This window comes from Kitasatospora sp. NPDC101801, from assembly GCF_044766665.1.
Classification (GTDB): Bacteria; Actinomycetota; Actinomycetes; order Streptomycetales; family Streptomycetaceae; genus Kitasatospora.
The window spans coordinates 50874-68072 of sequence record NZ_JBIWML010000043.1; the positions used below are offsets into that span (position 1 = coordinate 50874).

At 70.4% G+C, this 17199-nt stretch carries 11 protein-coding genes; 10 read left to right on the forward strand and 1 reads right to left on the reverse strand.

All coding sequences use genetic code 11. The features are described 5' to 3' along the window. Positions 1-126 precede the first annotated feature (126 nt). Entirely contained in the window at positions 127-1455 is a 1329-nt protein-coding gene (gene mycP, locus ACIRPK_RS31555) for a type VII secretion-associated serine protease mycosin (RefSeq protein ID WP_403044852.1), read from the forward strand. Between the two features lie 122 nt (positions 1456-1577). Here mycP and eccCa read toward each other — a convergent pair whose 3' ends face one another. Beyond that, complete coding sequence (gene eccCa / locus ACIRPK_RS31560) at positions 1578-5531, reverse strand: type VII secretion protein EccCa (RefSeq protein WP_403044855.1); 3954 nt, start codon at positions 5529-5531, stop codon at positions 1578-1580. 485 nt (positions 5532-6016) lie between these two features. On the opposite strand from eccCa, the gene eccD reads away from it, so the two are divergent. The 9 genes from eccD to ACIRPK_RS31605 all read left to right on the forward strand — a co-directional run bounded on the left by eccD (position 6017) and on the right by ACIRPK_RS31605 (position 16912). Then, entirely contained in the window at positions 6017-7474 is a 1458-nt protein-coding gene (gene eccD, locus ACIRPK_RS31565) for a type VII secretion integral membrane protein EccD (protein ID WP_403044858.1), read from the forward strand. Between the two features lie 133 nt (positions 7475-7607). Beyond that, a complete protein-coding gene (gene rpsO / locus ACIRPK_RS31570) occupies positions 7608-7898 on the forward strand; it encodes a 30S ribosomal protein S15 (RefSeq protein ID WP_403044861.1) in 291 nt (96 codons plus the stop codon). Between the two features lie 421 nt (positions 7899-8319). After that, a complete protein-coding gene (locus ACIRPK_RS31575; protein ID WP_403044863.1) occupies positions 8320-10536 on the forward strand; it encodes a polyribonucleotide nucleotidyltransferase in 2217 nt (738 codons plus the stop codon). A gap of 96 nt (positions 10537-10632) precedes the next feature. Then, positions 10633-11985 carry a M16 family metallopeptidase gene (locus ACIRPK_RS31580; protein ID WP_403044866.1) on the forward strand — a complete coding sequence of 451 codons (1353 nt, stop codon included), beginning with the start codon at positions 10633-10635 and terminating at the stop codon, positions 11983-11985. Between the two features lie 13 nt (positions 11986-11998). Continuing rightward, on the forward strand, positions 11999-12739 hold the full coding sequence (gene dapB, locus ACIRPK_RS31585; protein WP_403044868.1) for a 4-hydroxy-tetrahydrodipicolinate reductase: 741 nt from the start codon (positions 11999-12001) through the stop codon (positions 12737-12739). A gap of 1 nt (position 12740) precedes the next feature. After that, positions 12741-13199, forward strand: coding sequence for a hypothetical protein (locus tag ACIRPK_RS31590; RefSeq protein ID WP_403044871.1), 459 nt, complete (start codon positions 12741-12743; stop codon positions 13197-13199). Then, complete coding sequence (gene thyX / locus ACIRPK_RS31595) at positions 13196-13924, forward strand: FAD-dependent thymidylate synthase (RefSeq protein ID WP_403044876.1); 729 nt, start codon at positions 13196-13198, stop codon at positions 13922-13924. Before ACIRPK_RS31590 ends, thyX begins: the two co-directional genes overlap by 4 nt. A gap of 228 nt (positions 13925-14152) precedes the next feature. Next, the gene (gene dapA, locus ACIRPK_RS31600) at positions 14153-15052 is read left to right on the forward strand and encodes a 4-hydroxy-tetrahydrodipicolinate synthase (RefSeq protein WP_403044879.1); all 900 of its coding nucleotides are present in this window, start codon (positions 14153-14155) and stop codon (positions 15050-15052) included. 174 nt (positions 15053-15226) lie between these two features. Beyond that, the gene (locus tag ACIRPK_RS31605; RefSeq protein ID WP_403044882.1) at positions 15227-16912 is read left to right on the forward strand and encodes a ribonuclease J; all 1686 of its coding nucleotides are present in this window, start codon (positions 15227-15229) and stop codon (positions 16910-16912) included. Positions 16913-17199: the final 287 nt, after the last annotated feature.

The following is a 17199-nucleotide window of genomic DNA, read 5'->3' on the forward strand; positions in this document are numbered from 1 at the left end:
GGCGTCGGACAGTACGACCGAGGGGCGGGCGTCCGACCGGACGCCCGCCCCAGGTGTGTATCGCGGGCGGGTCGACTCGACCGTCCGGCAAGGCCGTTCCACGGGGGCGCGGCGCAGGGTGGGAGCATGAGGGGAAGTCAGGTGTCGTTCGGTACGTACCGCAGGGTCGCCGCCGTGTCCGTCGCGCTGGGGGTGATCGGCGGGCTGACCGCCGGGCCCGCGCTGGCCGCGCCGTCCCCCTCGCCCTCGACCGGCGTGGTGTATCCGCCGCTCGGGATCTCCGCCTCGGCGGAGTGCCAGTTCCCCTCCAACAACGTGCCCAGCATGCCCTGGTCGTTGCAGAAGGTGGTGCTGGAGCAGCTCTGGGCCCCGGCCGCCCCCGACAAGGACAAAGACAAGGACAAGACCCCGGTCCCGATCACCGGCACCGGGGTGAACGTCGCGGTGATCGACACCGGCGTGGACGTGGCCAACCCGCAGCTGCGCGGCAAGGTCGTGGACACCCCGTCCTCGCTGGTCGACAAGTCCAACAACCAGCCGGTGCCCGGCACCTCGGTGAACGACCAGGTCGGCCACGGCACCAAGGTGGCCGGCATCATCGCGGCCCGGAAGGTGGCCGGCATCGGCTTCTCCGGGCTGGCGCCCGACGCGACCATCGTGACCTACCGGCAGAACGACAGCCAGGGCAACGGTGACGTGTTCAGCCTGGTGAAGGCCATCAAGGACGCGGTGGCCCGAGGGGTCGGGGTCATCAACATCTCGCAGGACGTCCGGGCCACCGAGGCCGGCGGCAACTTCCCCGGCCGGGCCGAGCTGGAGGCCGCCCTCAAGGAGGCCGAGAACCGCAACGTCGTGGTGGTCGCCTCCTCGGGCAACGACGGCCTGGAGGCCGACACCTACCCGGCCGCGATCGAGACCGTGCTGGCGGTCGGCGCCTCGGACCGGAACAACGAGCGGGCCACGTTCTCCCAGTACGGGGAGTTCGTCGACGTGGTGGCGCCCGGTGTGGAGATGCTCTCCACCGTGCCCGGCGGCGGCCACTGCGTGGACAACGGCACCAGCTTCTCGGCCCCCTACGTGGCCGGTGTGGCCGCGCTGCTCAAGCAGAAGTACCCGCTCTGGACGGCGCGGCAGATCCGGATCCGGATCATGCAGACCGCGCAGCGGGTGGAGCGCAAGAACAACCGCTTCATCGGCTGGGGCGTGGTCGACCCGGTGAAGGCGGTCACCAGTGACGCCCCGCCGTCCACCGGCCTGGAGCCGGTCGAGGACGCGCCGCTGAACCTGGCCGGGACGGCCAAGCTGGAGGCCCAGCCGCTCGGTCTGGCCGAGACCCAGCAGGACCGGGACGCCCGCACCGCCACCTACACGCTCGGCGTCGGCGGCCTGCTGGTCGGCGGCCTGGCCGGCGGCGCGGTGGTGCTGCGCGACCGCAGGCGCCGGGTCGAGGACTAGTACCCCCGGAAGGCCCCCGCAGCGTCGCTGCGGGGGCCTTCCGCGTGTGCGCGGAAGCGGAGCGGAGAAGGCCGTGGCCCCCTCCCGGAGGAGGGGGCCACGGCCCGTTGCGCACCGGCCCGTTACGGCGCCGGGAGCCAGCCCGTCTGGACGGTCTGGCCGGCCGCCTGACGGCGGGTCACCAGCTGGCCGCGGCCCGGGGGCAGCGGCTGCGGCTTGACGGTGCCCAGCAGGGCGCCCTCGTTCTTGTCGCCGGACAGGATCAGACCCTGACCGCCGAGCTCCTTCATCCGCTGCATGATCGGCTCGAACAGCGAGCGTCCGGCACCACCGGCGTTGCGCGCGATGATGATGCGCAGGCCGATGTCGCGGGCGAACGGCAGGAACTCGGCCAGCGGGGCCATCGGGTTGCCCGAGGAGGTGGCGACCAGCTCGTAGTCGTCCACGATCACGAACATGTCCTTGCCGGTGTACCAACTGCGATTGCGCAGCTGCTCCGGGGTGACGTCCGGACCCGGCAGGCGCCGTCCGCAGGCGCCGCGGAGCATCTCCACGATCGCCGTCATGGCGGGGGCCGCCGCCGCGTACTCCACCAGGTACTCCGGCGGCACCACGCCGAGCAGCGAGCGGCGGAAGTCGCCGACCACGATGCCGGCCTGGTCCGGGGTGTACCGCTCGGTGATCTGCTTGATCAGCATCCGCAGCACCGCGGACTTGCCGGACTCGCTCTCACCGAACACCACGAAGAGCGGGTCGGTCTCGAAGTTGAGGAACACCGGGGCGAGTTCGACCTCGTCGACACCGAACGCGATGCCCAGCTCGGGCCGCTCGAAGCCCTTCGGCAGCGAGTTGCCGTCCAGCACCTGGGGCAGCATCCGGACCTGCGGGGCCCGGGGCCCGGTCCAGGCCGCGGAGACCTGCTCCACCAGGTCGGAGACACCGTCCACCAGGTCGGTGGTCTCCGAGGAGCCGTCCAGTCGGGGCAGACCGGAGAGGAAGTGCAGCTTGTCCGCGGTGAGACCGCGACCCGGCTGCCCGGTCGGCACGTTCTGCGCGACCTTGCGGTCGATCTCGGACTCCATCGCGTCACCGAGCCGCAGTTCGGTGCGGTTCTGCAGCAGGTCCTTGAGCGCCGGACGGACCTCGGCGTAGCGGGCCGCGGTCAGGATGATGTGCACCCCGTAGCCGAGACCGCGCTGGCCGATGTCGGCGATGACCGGTTCGAGGGACTCGAACTCCTGCTTGAAGGTGAGCCAGCCGTCGATGATCAGGAAGACGTCGCCGAACTGCTCGTCCGGGAGCTGGCCGTTGGCCCGCTTGGTCCGGTACGTGGCGATGGTGTCGATCCCGGTCGCCCGGAACAGCTCCTCACGGCGGTTGAGCACGCCGTGCACCTCGCTGATGGTCCGTCGGACCTTCTCCACGTCCAGTCGTCCGGCCACCCCGCCGACGTGCGGCAGGCCCTGCAGGCCCTGGAAACCGCCGCCACCGAAGTCGAGCAGGTAGAACTGGGTCTCGACCGGGGTGTGGGTGACCGAGAAACCGGCCACCATGGTCCGGATCATCGTGGACTTGCCGGAGCGCGGGCCACCGATGATCAGACCGTGACCGGCCGCGCCGGAGTAGTCCTGGTAGAGCACGTCGCGGCGCTGGTCGCGCGGCTTGTCGACGATGCCGACCGGCACCACCAGCCGGCCGAGCGCGCCGAACTCCGGTGAGGTGAGGCCGCGTTCCGGCGTCGCCTGGAGCGGCGGGACGAGCTGGTCGACGGTCGGCGGGGCCTCCAGCGGGGGCAGCCAGACCTGGTGGGCCGGCGGGCCCTGGCCGATCATGCGGGACACGAAGACGTCCAGCATGGTGTCCAGCAGCGAGTCGTCGATCTCCTCGACCTGCTCGAAGACCTCCTCCTCGACCTGCTCGACCACCGCGACCTCGGCGGCGGTGAACAGCACCGGCAGCGCACTGGCGGCTCGGCCACCGGTGACCCGGACCGCGCCCGGCGGACGGTAGGCGCCGGAGACGTACGCCGCCCGGAACCGCTCCATCACGTCGGAGCCGAACTTGAGGTAGCCGACACCGGGGACGGGCGGTAGGTGGTAGGCGTCCGGCACACCGATCGCGGCCCGCGACTCGGCGGCCGAGAAGGTGCGCAGACCGAGCCGGTAGGACAGGAAGGTGTCCAGACCGCGCAGCTTGCCCTCCTCCAGTCGCTGGGAGGCGAGCAGCATGTGCATACCCAGCGAACGGCCGATCCGGCCGATCTGGATGAACAGGTCGATGAAGTCGGGCTTGGCGCTGAGGAGTTCGGAGAACTCGTCGATGATCATGACCAGCGAGGGCAGCGGGTCGAGCGCGGCGCCGGCGGCCCGGGCCCGCTCGTACTCGTTGATGTTCGCGTAGTTGCCCGCCGTCCGCAGCAGCTCCTGACGGCGGTTCATCTCGCCCTCGATCGAGTCGCGCATGCGGTCGACCAGGGTGAGTTCGCCCTCGAGGTTGGTGATCACCGCGGCGGTGTGCGGCATCTCGGACATGCCCGCGAAGGTCGCGCCACCCTTGAAGTCGGCGAGCACGAAGTTGAGCACCTCGGAGGAGTGCGTCACGGCCAGCGCCAGCACCAGGGTGCGGAGCACCTCGGACTTGCCGGAACCGGTCGCGCCGACGCACATGCCGTGCGGGCCCATGCCCTCCAGCGAGGCTTCCTTGATGTCCAGCCAGACGTACTCGCCGTTGGTGCCCACCCCGAGCGGGACCCGGAGCTTCTCCCGCATCGGGCGCGGACGCCACATCCGGGCCGGGTCGAAGGCGCCCGGATCACCGGTGTCCATCATCTCGGTGAAGTCCATCGAGACCAGCGAGGGGTCGCCGTCGTCGCCGCCCGCGGAGACCCGGAACGGGGCCAACTGCCGGGCCAGTGCCTCGGACTGCCAGGAGGACAGGCTGTCCGGCTTGCCGGAGTACGAGGCACCGGAGGCGGACTCCAGCAGCAGCTCGTCCTTGGCCAGCGTGATCACCAGGTGGCCGCTGGGCTCGTCCAGGTCACCGGGGACCACCTCGATGATGGTGACGCCCTCGACGCCCTCCGCACCGGCCAGCAGCGAGTCGTGCGGCACCGCGGCGCCGTCCATCACGATCACCAGGTGCGGCTGGTCCGGCGAGGCCACGGCGTCCCGGGCGAAGCCCTTGCGCCCGGCCAGCTCGTCCGCGAGCAGCACCTCCAGCTCGCCCAGACCGGCGGCGATCAGCCGGCGCGAACCGGCCCCGTCGCTCTCCTTGCGGTGCTGGGTGTGCGGCAGCCACTTCGCCCACTCCCACTCGTCGATCGCACCCGGTGCGGCGGCCACGCCGACCACCAGGTCGTCGGGCGAGTGCAGGGTGGTCAACTGGGCCAGCATCGCCCGGACGTTGCCGTAGACGGTGTCCGGGTCCCCGCAGACCGTGATGTGGTAGAAGGCGCGCAGCGAGATCGCCAACGGCAGGTCGTGCAAGGTGCCGTGGGCGGTCAGGAAGTCCTTCATGGCGGCCGCCGAGAGCGGCTCCAGCTCGTCCAGCGGCGCCGTCTCGGGCGCCTTCAACGGCGTGCTGAGCTGCTGCGGCCCGCGCCCCAGTCTGATCTGCGCGAAGTCCGGATCGCTGGGCCGCCGCTCCCAGAGCCGACGGCCCTCGGTGACGATCGACCAGAGCTGGTCCGGCTCCGGGTGCAGGAAGAGCTGCGCACCCCGCTGCCGGTCCGCGGTCCGGCGGACCTGACGGCGCATCTGCTGGAGGTACTTGAGGTAGTCGCGGCGCTCGTCCGCGGTCCCCGCACTACCGCCCTTGCGGGCCTTGATGATCTGGGCCACCGCCATGCCGGCGGTGGAGGCGACCATCAGGACGCCCATCATCTTCATCGGCCCCTGGGCACCGGGGGAGAAGAAGAAGGCCGCCGACCCGCCCATGCCGAGCAGCGGCAGCATGGACATCATCCAGTCCTCGCCACCCGACCTCGGCAGCTCGGGCGGAGGCACCAGCTCCACCGGTTCGTCCGGCACCGGCGGTGGATACGCCCGGGCCGGTCGCTTGACCGTAATCACACTCACTGGCATCAACCCTCACGCAACTGGGATACGTACGGGATGAGGGCGCCCCGTGTGATGACGCCGCCCCCGCTCCGCCGATCGCAGGCACTCACGGGTCGCGCGTCTCGCCCCCGTACGCCTCGCGCAGGGGCCGATCCTACTGGTCGGCCCTGTTCGGTTCGAGCACGGGGGCGTCCGCATCCCGACCGTTACCGTTCGAACGGGCGGCGGATCGGCAGGAACGGGTCATACCGGTCAAGCCCGGCCGTGACCGGCCGCGTTGACGCCATATCACCTTCACTGTTCGCACACCGGCGGCCCCGGAACGGGCAGGTCACGGCTTGACGGTCCGTCCAGGACCCGGTAGCGCTCCGTACCCCATCTGGCGGTAGGGTGTCGCCGCGCCAACTCTTGGTCGGATCGCCCGCATTGAACGACACGGGCAGCGTTCGGTCCGCCAGGGGCGTCAAGCTGACCAACGGACACAGCAACAGGGGGAAGTGCCGGTGAGCTCAAACGCTACGACCGGATTCTGCCGGGTCACCGTCGTGGCACCGGACAGCCGGATCGACGTCGCACTGCCGGAGGATGTGCCGCTGGCGGACATCTACCCCGAGGTGCTGCGCCTCTCCGGCCAGACCCAGGTGGACGGCGCGCCGACCGGCTTCCACCTGGTCCGCCGGGACGGCACCGTGCTGGACAGCGGACTGCCGCTGGCCGCCCAGCAGATCCGGGACGGCGACCTGCTGAGCCTGCGTCCGTTCGCCGAGTCGCTGCCCCCGGCCGTCTACGACGACGTGGCCGACGCGATCGCCAGCGCGGTCGCCGCCGACCGCCGGTTCTGGGGCCCGGAGCTGATGCGCTCGTTCGGCCTGATCGGCGCGGGGGTGCTGCTCGGGCTGCTCGGCTTCGCGCTCTGGTTCGCCGACCTCCGGCACGACATGCACGGCCTGCCCGGCATCCTGTCCGGCGTGATCGCGGTCGTGCTGGTCACCTTCGCGGGCGTCCGGGCCCGGGTCTACCAGGACCACGACGCGGCGCTCGCGCTCGGCCTCGGCTCTCTGCCGCACGCGCTGATCGCCGGGTCCGGCATCATCGCGGTCTCCACCACGGGTGACGGCCCCGGCCGGATCCAGCTGCTGGTCGGCTGCGTCGCCATGCTGGTGGTCTCGGTGCTGCTGGTCGGCATGCTGCCGGAGAAGGACTCGGTCTTCGTGGCCTCCTCCTTCCTGGCTGTCGCGGGCACCCTGGCCACCTTCGCCGCCGTGCTGCTGTCCGACACCTCGGCCACCAACATCGCCGCCGTCACCGCCGTGGCCGCGGTCGCCGCGATCGGCTTCCTGCCGGCCCTCTCGGCCCGCTTCGCCCGCCTCCCGGTCGGCTTCAACGCCCCCGGCCAGACCCGCACCCGGGGCGCCGGCTACGCCGAGGAGGCCGGCCGCGCGGAGACCGTCCAGTACGAGCGGATCGCCCACCAGGCCCGGCGCGGTCACGAGGTGCTGGTCGGCCTGGTCGGCGGCTGCGCCGCGGTGCTGGTCGGCGCCTGCGCCGTGCTCGGCTTCAGCAACCGGGGCTGGGCCGAGCTGCTCGCCCTCGCGGTCGGCATGACCACCATGCTGCGGGCCCGGCTGTTCCGCTACACCGGTCAGGTCTTCGCGCTCACCATCGCCGGCCTGGCCGGCCTGGCGCTGCTGGTGATCGGCCTCTCGCTGCACACCCCGCAGTTCATCCTGACCGCCGCCAGCGACACCGCGGTGGACCTGCGCACGGTCTGGCTGGCCGCCTCGATCGCGGCCGGTGCGGCGATCCTGACCGGCATCGCGCTGGTCGTCCCGAAGTCCGGGGTGTCCCCGTTCTGGGGCCGCATCCTGGACATGGTGGACAGCCTGATGCTGATCGCCCTCGTCCCGCTGGCGCTGGGCGTGCTCGACATCTACGGCCTGGTCCGCGGCGCCACCAGCTGAGACCCGCCACCGCGCCCGCCGTCACCCCCCCGGATCGGGGGGACGGCGGGCGCTGGTACTCTTGGGCAGTCCGAGTTCAGTCAGATCCCTGTGCCGTCTACCAGGGTCACTCGGAAGCCTTGAAGGAGATGCCGTGGCTCTCGCCGCTGACGTCAAGAAGCAGATCATCGCCGAGTTCGGCCAGAAGGAGGGCGACACCGGCTCCCCCGAGGTCCAGGTCGCCATGCTCTCCCGCCGGATCTCGGACCTGACCGAGCACCTCAAGTTCCACAAGCACGACCACCACTCGCGTCGTGGCCTGCTGATCCTGGTCGGCCAGCGTCGCCGGCTGCTGAAGTACTTGGCCGCCATGGACATCGAGCGTTTCCGTACGCTCGTCGAGCGCCTGGGCATCCGCCGCGGTGCCGCCGGTGGCGCCCGCTAACACCGCCGCGTCATGGGGCGGCTCCCCGTCACCGGGGAGCCGCCCCTCGCTGCATGCACCGTTCGGTCCGCCGCACCACACGCGTGGTAATAGCAGGCTGAGTAGGGTGTGAATTTGTAAGGTGAGGGGCATGCCCGGTCATGACGCCGACCGCGAGTCGGCCGAACCGTGGTAGCAGAGACATCACCGAGCGGGCCGAAGGCTTCAAACGGAAGCCGCCCGCGTCCCAAGGAGCGTCCACACGCGACCGCCGACCAGGCAGCCGAGAGGCGCCGGTCCTCGGTAGTGGCCGTCGGGAGTCCCCCGTGAGCGGGACAGCCCGGAGGCTTCGATCGAAGACCGGCCCGAACTGCCCAGGGCCCGCCGGAAGGCAAGCGCAGGGGCGCTCCTCGGGAACCGTACGAAAGAGGAGATCTTCCAGGTGGAAGAGAACGTGTTCTACGCCGAGGCCGTCATCGACAACGGCAGCTTCGGTACCCGTACCATCCGTTTCGAGACCGGCCGGCTGGCCCGTCAGGCCGCCGGTTCGGCCGTGGCCTACCTGGACGACGACACCATGGTGCTGTCGGCCACCAGCGCCTCCAAGGCGCCGAAGGAGCACTTCGACTTCTTCCCGCTGACGGTCGACGTCGAGGAGCGGATGTACGCCGCGGGCCGGATCCCCGGCTCGTTCTTCCGTCGTGAGGGCCGGCCGTCCGAGGACGCCATCCTCACCTGCCGTCTGATCGACCGCCCGCTGCGCCCGTCCTTCGTCAAGGGCCTGCGCAACGAGATCCAGGTCGTCTGCACGATCATGGCGCTCAACCCCGACCACCTGTACGACGTGGTGGCCATCAACGCCGCCTCGGCGTCCACCCAGCTGGCCGGCCTGCCGTTCTCCGGCCCGATCGGCGGCGTCCGCGTCGCGCTGATCAAGGGTCAGTGGGTGGCCTTCCCGACCCACACCGAGCTCGAGGACGCCGTCTTCGACATGGTCGTGGCCGGCCGGGCGCTGCCCGACGGTGACGTCGCGATCATGATGGTGGAGGCCGAGGCCACCACCAAGACGATCAAGCTGGTCGCCGACGGCGCCGAGGCCCCGACCGAGGAGGTCGTGGCCGCCGGTCTCGAGGCCGCCAAGCCGTTCATCAAGGTGCTGTGCGCCGCGCAGGCGAAGCTGGCCGCCCAGGCCGCCAAGCCCACCGCCGAGTTCCCGGTCTTCCTGGACTACCAGGACGACGTGCTGGCCGCCCTGTCGGACGCCGTCAAGAGCGACCTGGCCAAGGCCCTCACCATCCCGGGCAAGGTCGAGCGCAACAACGAGATCGACCGCATCAAGGCCGTCGCGGCCGACAAGCTGCTCCCGAAGTTCGAGGGCCGCGAGAAGGAGATCAGCGCCGCGTACAACGCGCTGACCAAGAAGATCGTCCGCGAGCGCGTCATCACCGACAAGGTGCGCATCGACGGCCGTGGCGTCACGGACATCCGTACGCTGGCCGCCGAGGTCGAGGCGATCCCGCGGGTGCACGGCTCGGCGCTGTTCGAGCGTGGCGAGACCCAGATCCTGGGCGTCACCACCCTGAACATGCTCCGGATGGAGCAGCAGCTCGACACGCTCTCCCCGGAGACGCGTCGCCGCTACATGCACAACTACAACTTCCCGCCGTACTCGGTCGGCGAGACCGGCCGCGTCGGTTCGCCGAAGCGCCGCGAGATCGGTCACGGCGCGCTGGCCGAGCGGGCGATCCTGCCCGTGCTGCCGACCCGCGAGGAGTTCCCCTACGCGATCCGTCAGGTCTCCGAGGCGCTGAGCTCCAACGGCTCCACCTCGATGGGCTCGGTCTGCGCCTCGACCATGTCGCTGCTGAACGCCGGTGTGCCGCTCAAGGCCGCCGTCGCCGGCATCGCGATGGGCCTGATCTCGCAGGAGATCGACGGCGAGACGCACTACGTCACGCTGACCGACATCCTCGGTGCCGAGGACGCGTTCGGTGACATGGACTTCAAGGTCGCCGGTACCCGCAACTTCATCACCGCGCTGCAGCTCGACACCAAGCTGAACGGCATCCCGGCCTCGGTCCTGGCCGCCGCCCTCAAGCAGGCCAAGGACGCTCGCCTCCACATCCTCGATGTGATGAACGAGGCGATCGACACGCCGGACGAGATGTCGCCGAACGCACCGCGCATCATCACCATCAAGATCCCGGTGGACAAGATCGGTGAGGTCATCGGCCCGAAGGGCAAGATGATCAACCAGATCCAGGAGGACACCGGCGCGGACATCACCATCGAGGACGACGGCACCATCTACATCGGTGCGGTCGACGGTCCCTCGGCGGAGGCTGCCCGTACGACGATCAACCAGATCGCCAACCCGACCATGCCGGAGGTCGGCGAGCGCTACCTGGGCACCGTGGTTAAGACCACGACGTTCGGCGCGTTCGTCTCGTTGATGCCGGGCAAGGACGGCCTGCTGCACATCTCGCAGATCCGCAAGCTCGCCGGTGGCAAGCGCGTGGAGAACGTCGAGGACGTGCTGGCCGTCGGTGCCAAGGTCCAGGTCGAGATCGCCGAGATCGACCCCCGCGGCAAGCTCTCGCTGATCCCGGTCGTCGAGGGCGAGGACGGCGTCGAGGACGCCGCTCCGGCCTCCGAGTGACGCACCGTTAGTACCCCGCGGCCCGCGCACTCCCCGGAGTGCGCGGGCCGCACCCTGTTCTCCCCGTAATTCTTGAAGTTTCTGGAAGGAAGGCCCGTGGCTCAGGCCTCCGCGGCGCAGCAGCGCCCCGGCTCCACCCGGACCCTGCTCAAGGGCGTCGACGGGGCCGGTACGGTACGCCGCACCGTCCTGCCCGGCGGTCTGCGGGTCATCACCGAGACCCTCCCGACGGTCCGCTCCGCGACCTTCGGCATCTGGGTCGGCGTCGGCTCCCGGGACGAGACCCCGGCGCTGAACGGCGCCACGCACTACCTGGAGCACCTGCTCTTCAAGGGCACCGCCCGGCGCAGCGCGCTGGAGATCTCGGCCGCGCTGGACGCGGTCGGCGGCGAGATGAACGCGTTCACCGCCAAGGAGAACACCTGCTACTACGCGCGGGTGCTCGACACCGACCTGCCGCTGGCCGTCGACGTGGTCTGCGACATGCTCACCGGCTCGCTGATCCTGCCCGAGGACGTGGAGGCCGAACGCGGCGTCATCCTCGAGGAGATGGCGATGGCCGAGGACGACCCGGGCGACGTGGTGCACGACCTGTTCGCCCAGGTGATCTACGGCGACTCGCCGCTCGGCCGGCCGATCCTGGGCACCCAGGAGACCGTCAAGGCGCTGACCCGGGACCAGATCGCGGGCTTCTTCCACCGCCGCTACAAGCCCGAGCAGCTGGTGGTCGCCGCGGCCGGCAACCTGGACCACGCCCAGGTGGTCCGGATGGTCCGGAAGGCGTTCGCGCCGGTGCTGGCGAAGTCCACCGGCCACCCCACCGAGGTCCGCCGCGGCGTCCGCGCGGTCCGGACGGCCGGGAAGGTCGAGGTGCTCAACCGCAGCACCGAGCAGGCCCACCTGGTGCTCGGGGTGCCCGGCGTGCCCCGCCACGACGACCGCCGCTGGGCGCTCGGGGTGCTGAACGCCGCCCTCGGCGGCGGGATGAGCTCCCGGCTGTTCCAGGAGGTCCGGGAGAAGCGCGGGCTGGCCTACTCGGTCTACTCGTACTCCTCCTCCTACGCCGACAGCGGCCTGTTCGGCATCTACGCCGGCTGCCAGCCGAAGCGGGTCGAGGAGGTGCTGCGGCTCTGCCGCGAGGAGCTCGCCAAGGTGGTCGCCGACGGCATCACCGAGGAGGAGCTGGCCCGGGCGATCGGGCAGATCTCCGGCTCCACCGTGCTCGGCATGGAGGACACCGGCTCGCTGATGAACCGGATCGGCAAGGCCGAACTCAGCTACGGCCACCACCTGTCGGTGGACGAGATGCTGGAGAAGATCGCCTCGGTCACCCTGGACGACGTGCACGCGGTGGCCCGGGACGTGCTCGGCGCGCACAAGCCCTCGCTCGCGCTGATCGGCCCGATCCCCAAGAAGCGGGCCGACGCGCTCGCGGACCTGCTGGCCTGAGAGGACACCCCGCATGACGCTGTCCGTCGCCGTGATCGGCGCCACCGGCCGGATCGGCTCCGAGGCGGTCAAGGCCGTCTCGGCCGCCGCCGACCTGGAGCTGACCGCCACCCTGAGCCGGAACTCCTCGCTGGAGGAGCTGAAGGGCACCCGGGTGGCCGTCGAACTCACCCACCCCGACGCGGTGATGGCCAACCTGGAGCACTGCGTCCGGAACGGCATCCACGTGGTCACCGGCACCACCGGCTGGACCGAGGAGCGGCTCGCCACCCTGCGCGGCTGGCTCGCCGACGCCCCCGGGGTCGGCGTGCTGATCGCGCCGAACTTCTCGATCGGCGCCGTGCTCTCGATGAAGTTCGCCCAGCAGGCCGCGAAGTACTTCGAGACCGTCGAGGTCGTCGAACTGCACCACAACCACAAGGCGGACGCCCCCAGCGGCACCGCCGCCCGGACCGCCCAGCTGATCGCGGCCGCCCGTGACGCGGCCGGCCTGCCCCGGCAGAGCGACCCGACCACGCACGGCCTGCCCGGCGCCCGGGGCGCCGACGTGGACGGCGTGCCGGTGCACTCGGTCCGGCTGCGCGGCCTGCTGGCGCACCAGGAGGTGCTGCTCGGCGACACCGGCGAGACCCTGACGATCCGTCACGACTCGCTGCACCACAGCTGCTTCATGCCGGGCATCCTGCTCGGCGTGCGCCGGGTGGTCGACACCCCGGGGCTGACCTTCGGCCTCGAACACTTCCTGGACCTCTGAGATGACCTCCCGTACCGGTTTCTTCCTGCTCTCCGGCGCCCTGCTGCTGGTCTCGCTGATCTGCGTCGGCGAGGGCGTCCAGCTGATCGCCACCGGCAAGCCGCTCGGCATCGGCCTGGGGCTCTGCGCCTTCGTCATCCCCGGCGTCGGCGTCTGGTTCCTCCGGCAGACCGTGCGCTTCGGCCGGGCCAGCGAGCAGCTGGCCGGGGAGCTGGCGGCCGAGGGCGGCCTGCCGGTGGACGAGCTGCGCCGGACCGGGGGCGGCCGGATCGACCGGGCCTCGGCCGACGAGGTGTTCGCCCGGCGGCAGGCCGAGGCCGAGCAGAGCCCGGGGGACTGGCGGGTGTTCTTCCGCCTCGCCGTGGCGTACGCCGACGCCGGTGACACGCCGCGGGCCCGCAAGACCATGCAGCACGCCATCAAGCTGCACGGCAGCACCGACGCAAGGAGCAACGCGTGAGCGACGCAGCAGGACCTGTCTTCCGCAGTGACGTGACCGTCGAGCTGGTCCGCAGCTCGGCCCAGGACTCGGACGTGATCTGGGCCGCCCGGGTCTCCACCGCGGGCGAGCAGTCCCTGGAGGCGCTCCAGCAGGACCCGGAGAAGTCCACCGGTCTGATCAACTACCTGATGCGCGACCGGCACGGCACCCCGTTCGAGCACAACTCGATGACCTTCTTCATCAGCGCGCCGATCTTCGTCTTCCGCGAGTTCCACCGGCACCGCAGCGGCTGGTCCTACAACGAGGAGTCCGGCCGCTACCGCAACCTGCAGCCGGTCTTCTACGTGCCCGGCGAGGACCGCAAGCTGGTCCAGGAGGGCCGCCCGGGCCGCTACGAGTTCGTCGACGGCACCCCCGAGCAGGCCAAGATCACCGCCGAGGCGATGGAGGCGTCCTACCGGGCCTCCTACACCGCGTACCAGGAGATGCTGGACGCCGGGGTGGCCCGCGAGGTGGCCCGGGCCGTGCTGCCGGTCGGACTCTTCTCCTCGATGTACGCGACCTGCAACGCGCGCTCGCTGATGCACTTCCTCTCGCTGCGGACCAAGAAGGAGAACGCCACCGTGCCGTCCTTCCCGCAGCGCGAGATCGAGATGGTCGCCGAGGGCATGGAGGCGGCGTGGGCCGAGCTCATGCCACTCACCCATGCGGCCTTCGAGAAGCACGGCCGGGTAGCCCCCTGACCTGGCCCGACGGGCATATGAGTGGCCTGGACGGCACGTCTGGATTGCGACCCTCCGGGGCGCTCCCTAGGCTCAGGTCACGGATTCCGGTGCTGCTTGAACCCCCGAGCACGCAGCACCGGAATCCCCTTGCGGGAGCGCCGACGACAGCGCGGCAGCACCCCTCACCTGTCCGAACCCTGGACCGGCCTGGGTACCCCCCGGTCGCCTACGAGTAGTTTTGGACGCATGGCTCCGACCTCCACCCCCCAGACGCCCTTCGGCCGGGTCCTGACCGCGATGGTCACCCCGTTCACCGCCGACGGCGGCCTCGACCTCGACGGCGCCCAGCGCCTCGCCACCCACCTGGTGGACTCCGGCAACGACGGGCTGGTGCTGAACGGCACCACCGGCGAGTCCCCGACCACCAGCGACGCCGAGAAGGCCCAGCTGGTCCGCGCGGTGCTGGAGGCGGTCGGAGACCGGGCGCACGTCGTCGCCGGGGTCGGCACCAACGACACCCACCACAGCGTCGAGCTGGCCCGGCAGGCCGAGGCCGCCGGCGCCCACGGCCTGCTGGTGGTCACGCCGTACTACAGCAAGCCCCCGCAGGAGGGCCTGTACCGGCACGGCGTCACCATCGCGGACGCCACCGAGCTCCCGGTGATGCTCTACGACATCCCCGGCCGCAGCGGTGTCGCGCTCGCCACCGAGACCCTGGTCCGACTCGGCGAGCACCCGCGGATCGTCGCCAACAAGGACGCCAAGGGCGACCTCGGCGCGGCCTCCTGGGCGATCGCCCGCAGCGGCCTGGCCTGGTACTCCGGCGACGACATCCTCAACCTGCCGCTGCTGTCGGTCGGCGCGGTGGGCGTGGTCAGCGTGGTCGGCCACGTGGTCGCGGCCGAGCTGCGGGCCCTGCTCGACGCGTACCAGGCGGGCGACGTGGCCAAGGCCACCGCGATCCACCAGGGTCTGCTGCCGGTGTTCAGCGGTATGTTCCGGACCCAGGGCGTGATCCTCACCAAGGCCGCGCTGACCCTCCAGGGTCACCCGGCCGGACCGCTCCGGCTGCCACTGATCTCCGCCACGCCGGAGGAGATCGCCCGACTGAGGAAGGATCTCGCCGCCGGCGGGGTACACCTGTAGCAAGACAAGACGTGCGCGCCCCGGCTCGCCGGATCTCCCGAGGTCTGCCGCTGAACCGGACCGACGGCGCGAAGCACCAGGACCTGGCAAGTAGGAAACCATCGAGGCACGCACGCCATATGTCCCCAGGGCGCGAACCCCTTGGCATGTGGCGTGCGTCGTAAGGAGAGTCTTTTGAGTCACCCGCACCCCGAACTCGGCGCCGCCCCCGCACTCAAGCCGGGCGCCGTACGCATCACCCCGCTCGGCGGGCTCGGCGAGATCGGTCGCAACATGACCGTGCTCGAGCACGAGGGCCGACTGCTCATCATCGACTGCGGCGTGCTGTTCCCCGAGGACGAGCAGCCCGGCATCGACCTGATCCTGCCGGACTTCTCGTCCATCCGGGACCGGCTCGACAAGATCGACGGCATCGTCCTGACCCACGGTCACGAGGACCACATCGGGGCCGTCCCGTACCTGCTCCGGGAGAACCCGGACATCCCGCTGATCGGCTCCAAGCTCACCCTCGCGCTGATCGAGGCCAAGCTCGCCGAGCATCGGATCCGCCCGTACGTGCTGGAGGTCAAGGAGGGCGAGCGCGAGCGCATCGGCCCCTTCGACTGCGAGTTCATCGCGGTCAACCACTCCATCCCGGACGCCCTCGCGGTGGCCGTCCGCACCTCCGGCGGCATGGTCGTCGCCACCGGTGACTTCAAGATGGACCAGCTCCCGCTGGACGGCCGGCTGACCGACCTCCCGGCCTTCGCCAAGCTGGCCGAGGAGGGCATCGACCTGCTGCTGGTGGACTCCACCAACGCCGAGGTCCCCGGCTTCATCCCGCACGAGCGGGACATCTCGGCCGCGCTGCGCACCGTCTTCTCCAACGCGGACAAGCGCATCATCGTGGCCTCCTTCGCCAGCCACGTGCACCGCATCCAGCAGGTGCTGGACGCCGCGCACGAGCACAAGCGCAAGGTCGCCTTCGTCGGCCGCTCGATGGTCCGCAACATGGGCATCGCCCGTGACCTCGGCTACCTCAAGGTGCCGGGCAACATGATCGTCGACGTCAAGACCCTGGACGACCTGCCGGACAAGGACGTCGTCCTGGTCTGCACCGGCTCCCAGGGCGAGCCGATGGCCGCGCTGTCCCGGATGGCCAACCGCGACCACCAGATCCGGATCGTCGAGGGCGACACGGTCATCATGGCCTCGTCGCTGATCCCCGGTAACGAGACCGCGATCTACCGGGTCATCAACGGCCTGACCCGCTGGGGCGCCAACGTCGTCCACAAGGGCAACGCCAAGGTGCACGTCTCCGGCCACGCCTCGGCCGGCGAGCTGCTGTACTTCTTCAACATCTGCAAGCCGAAGAACCTGATGCCGGTGCACGGCGAGTGGCGCCACCTGCGGGCCTGCGCCGACCTCGGCATCAAGACCGGCATCCCGAAGAACCGCACGGTCATCGCCGAGGACGGCGTCGTGGTCGACCTGGACAAGGGCGTCGCGAAGATCGTCGGCAAGGTCCAGGCCGGCTACGTGTACGTGGACGGCTCGTCCGTCGGCGACATCACCGAGCCCACCCTGAAGGACCGCCGGATCCTCGGCGAGGAGGGCTTCATCTCGGTCTTCGTGGTGGTCGACTCCACCAGCGGCAAGATCGTGAGCGGCCCGAGCATCCAGGCCCGCGGCTCCGGTATCGACGACGGCGCCTTCGGCCCCGTGGTGGCCAAGCTCCAGGAGGCCCTGGACCGCTCGGCGAGCGACGGCGTGCTGGAGGTCCGGCAGATCCAGCAGCTGGTCCGCCGGATCATCGGCAAGTGGGTGGCGGACAACTACCGTCGCCGGCCGATGATCCTCCCGGTCGTGGTCGAGGTCTGATTTGACTTGGGGCAGCCCGGTGCGTAATGTTCTCCGGGTTGCCCCAAGCGGCCGCCGGAACTTCTCTGAGTGAATTCGGGAAGTGAAAGCAGCCCCAGAAACTCTGCTAGAGTTCGGGAGCGCCGAAAGGCAAAAGCCGAAAGATGAAATGAAACTCCGGAAAACGGAGCGGAAAACGTCTGATAAGCTTGAAACACGAAAGAACGAAGCGCCCGGAGGGTCCGCCTGATAAGCGGCTCGAAGGAAGTGTCCGTTCCTTGAGAACTCAACAGCGTGCCAAAAGTCAA

Excerpts from the sequence above, each read along its gene's own strand:
- mycP (WP_403044852.1), top strand. The coding sequence starts at position 127 with ATGAGGGGAAGTCAGGTGTCGTTCGGTACGTACCGCAGGGTCGCCGCC.
- dapB (WP_403044868.1), top strand. The coding sequence starts at position 11,999 with ATGACGCTGTCCGTCGCCGTGATCGGCGCCACCGGCCGGATCGGCTCC.
- ACIRPK_RS31590 (WP_403044871.1), top strand. The coding sequence starts at position 12,741 with ATGACCTCCCGTACCGGTTTCTTCCTGCTCTCCGGCGCCCTGCTGCTG.
- dapA (WP_403044879.1), top strand. The coding sequence starts at position 14,153 with ATGGCTCCGACCTCCACCCCCCAGACGCCCTTCGGCCGGGTCCTGACC.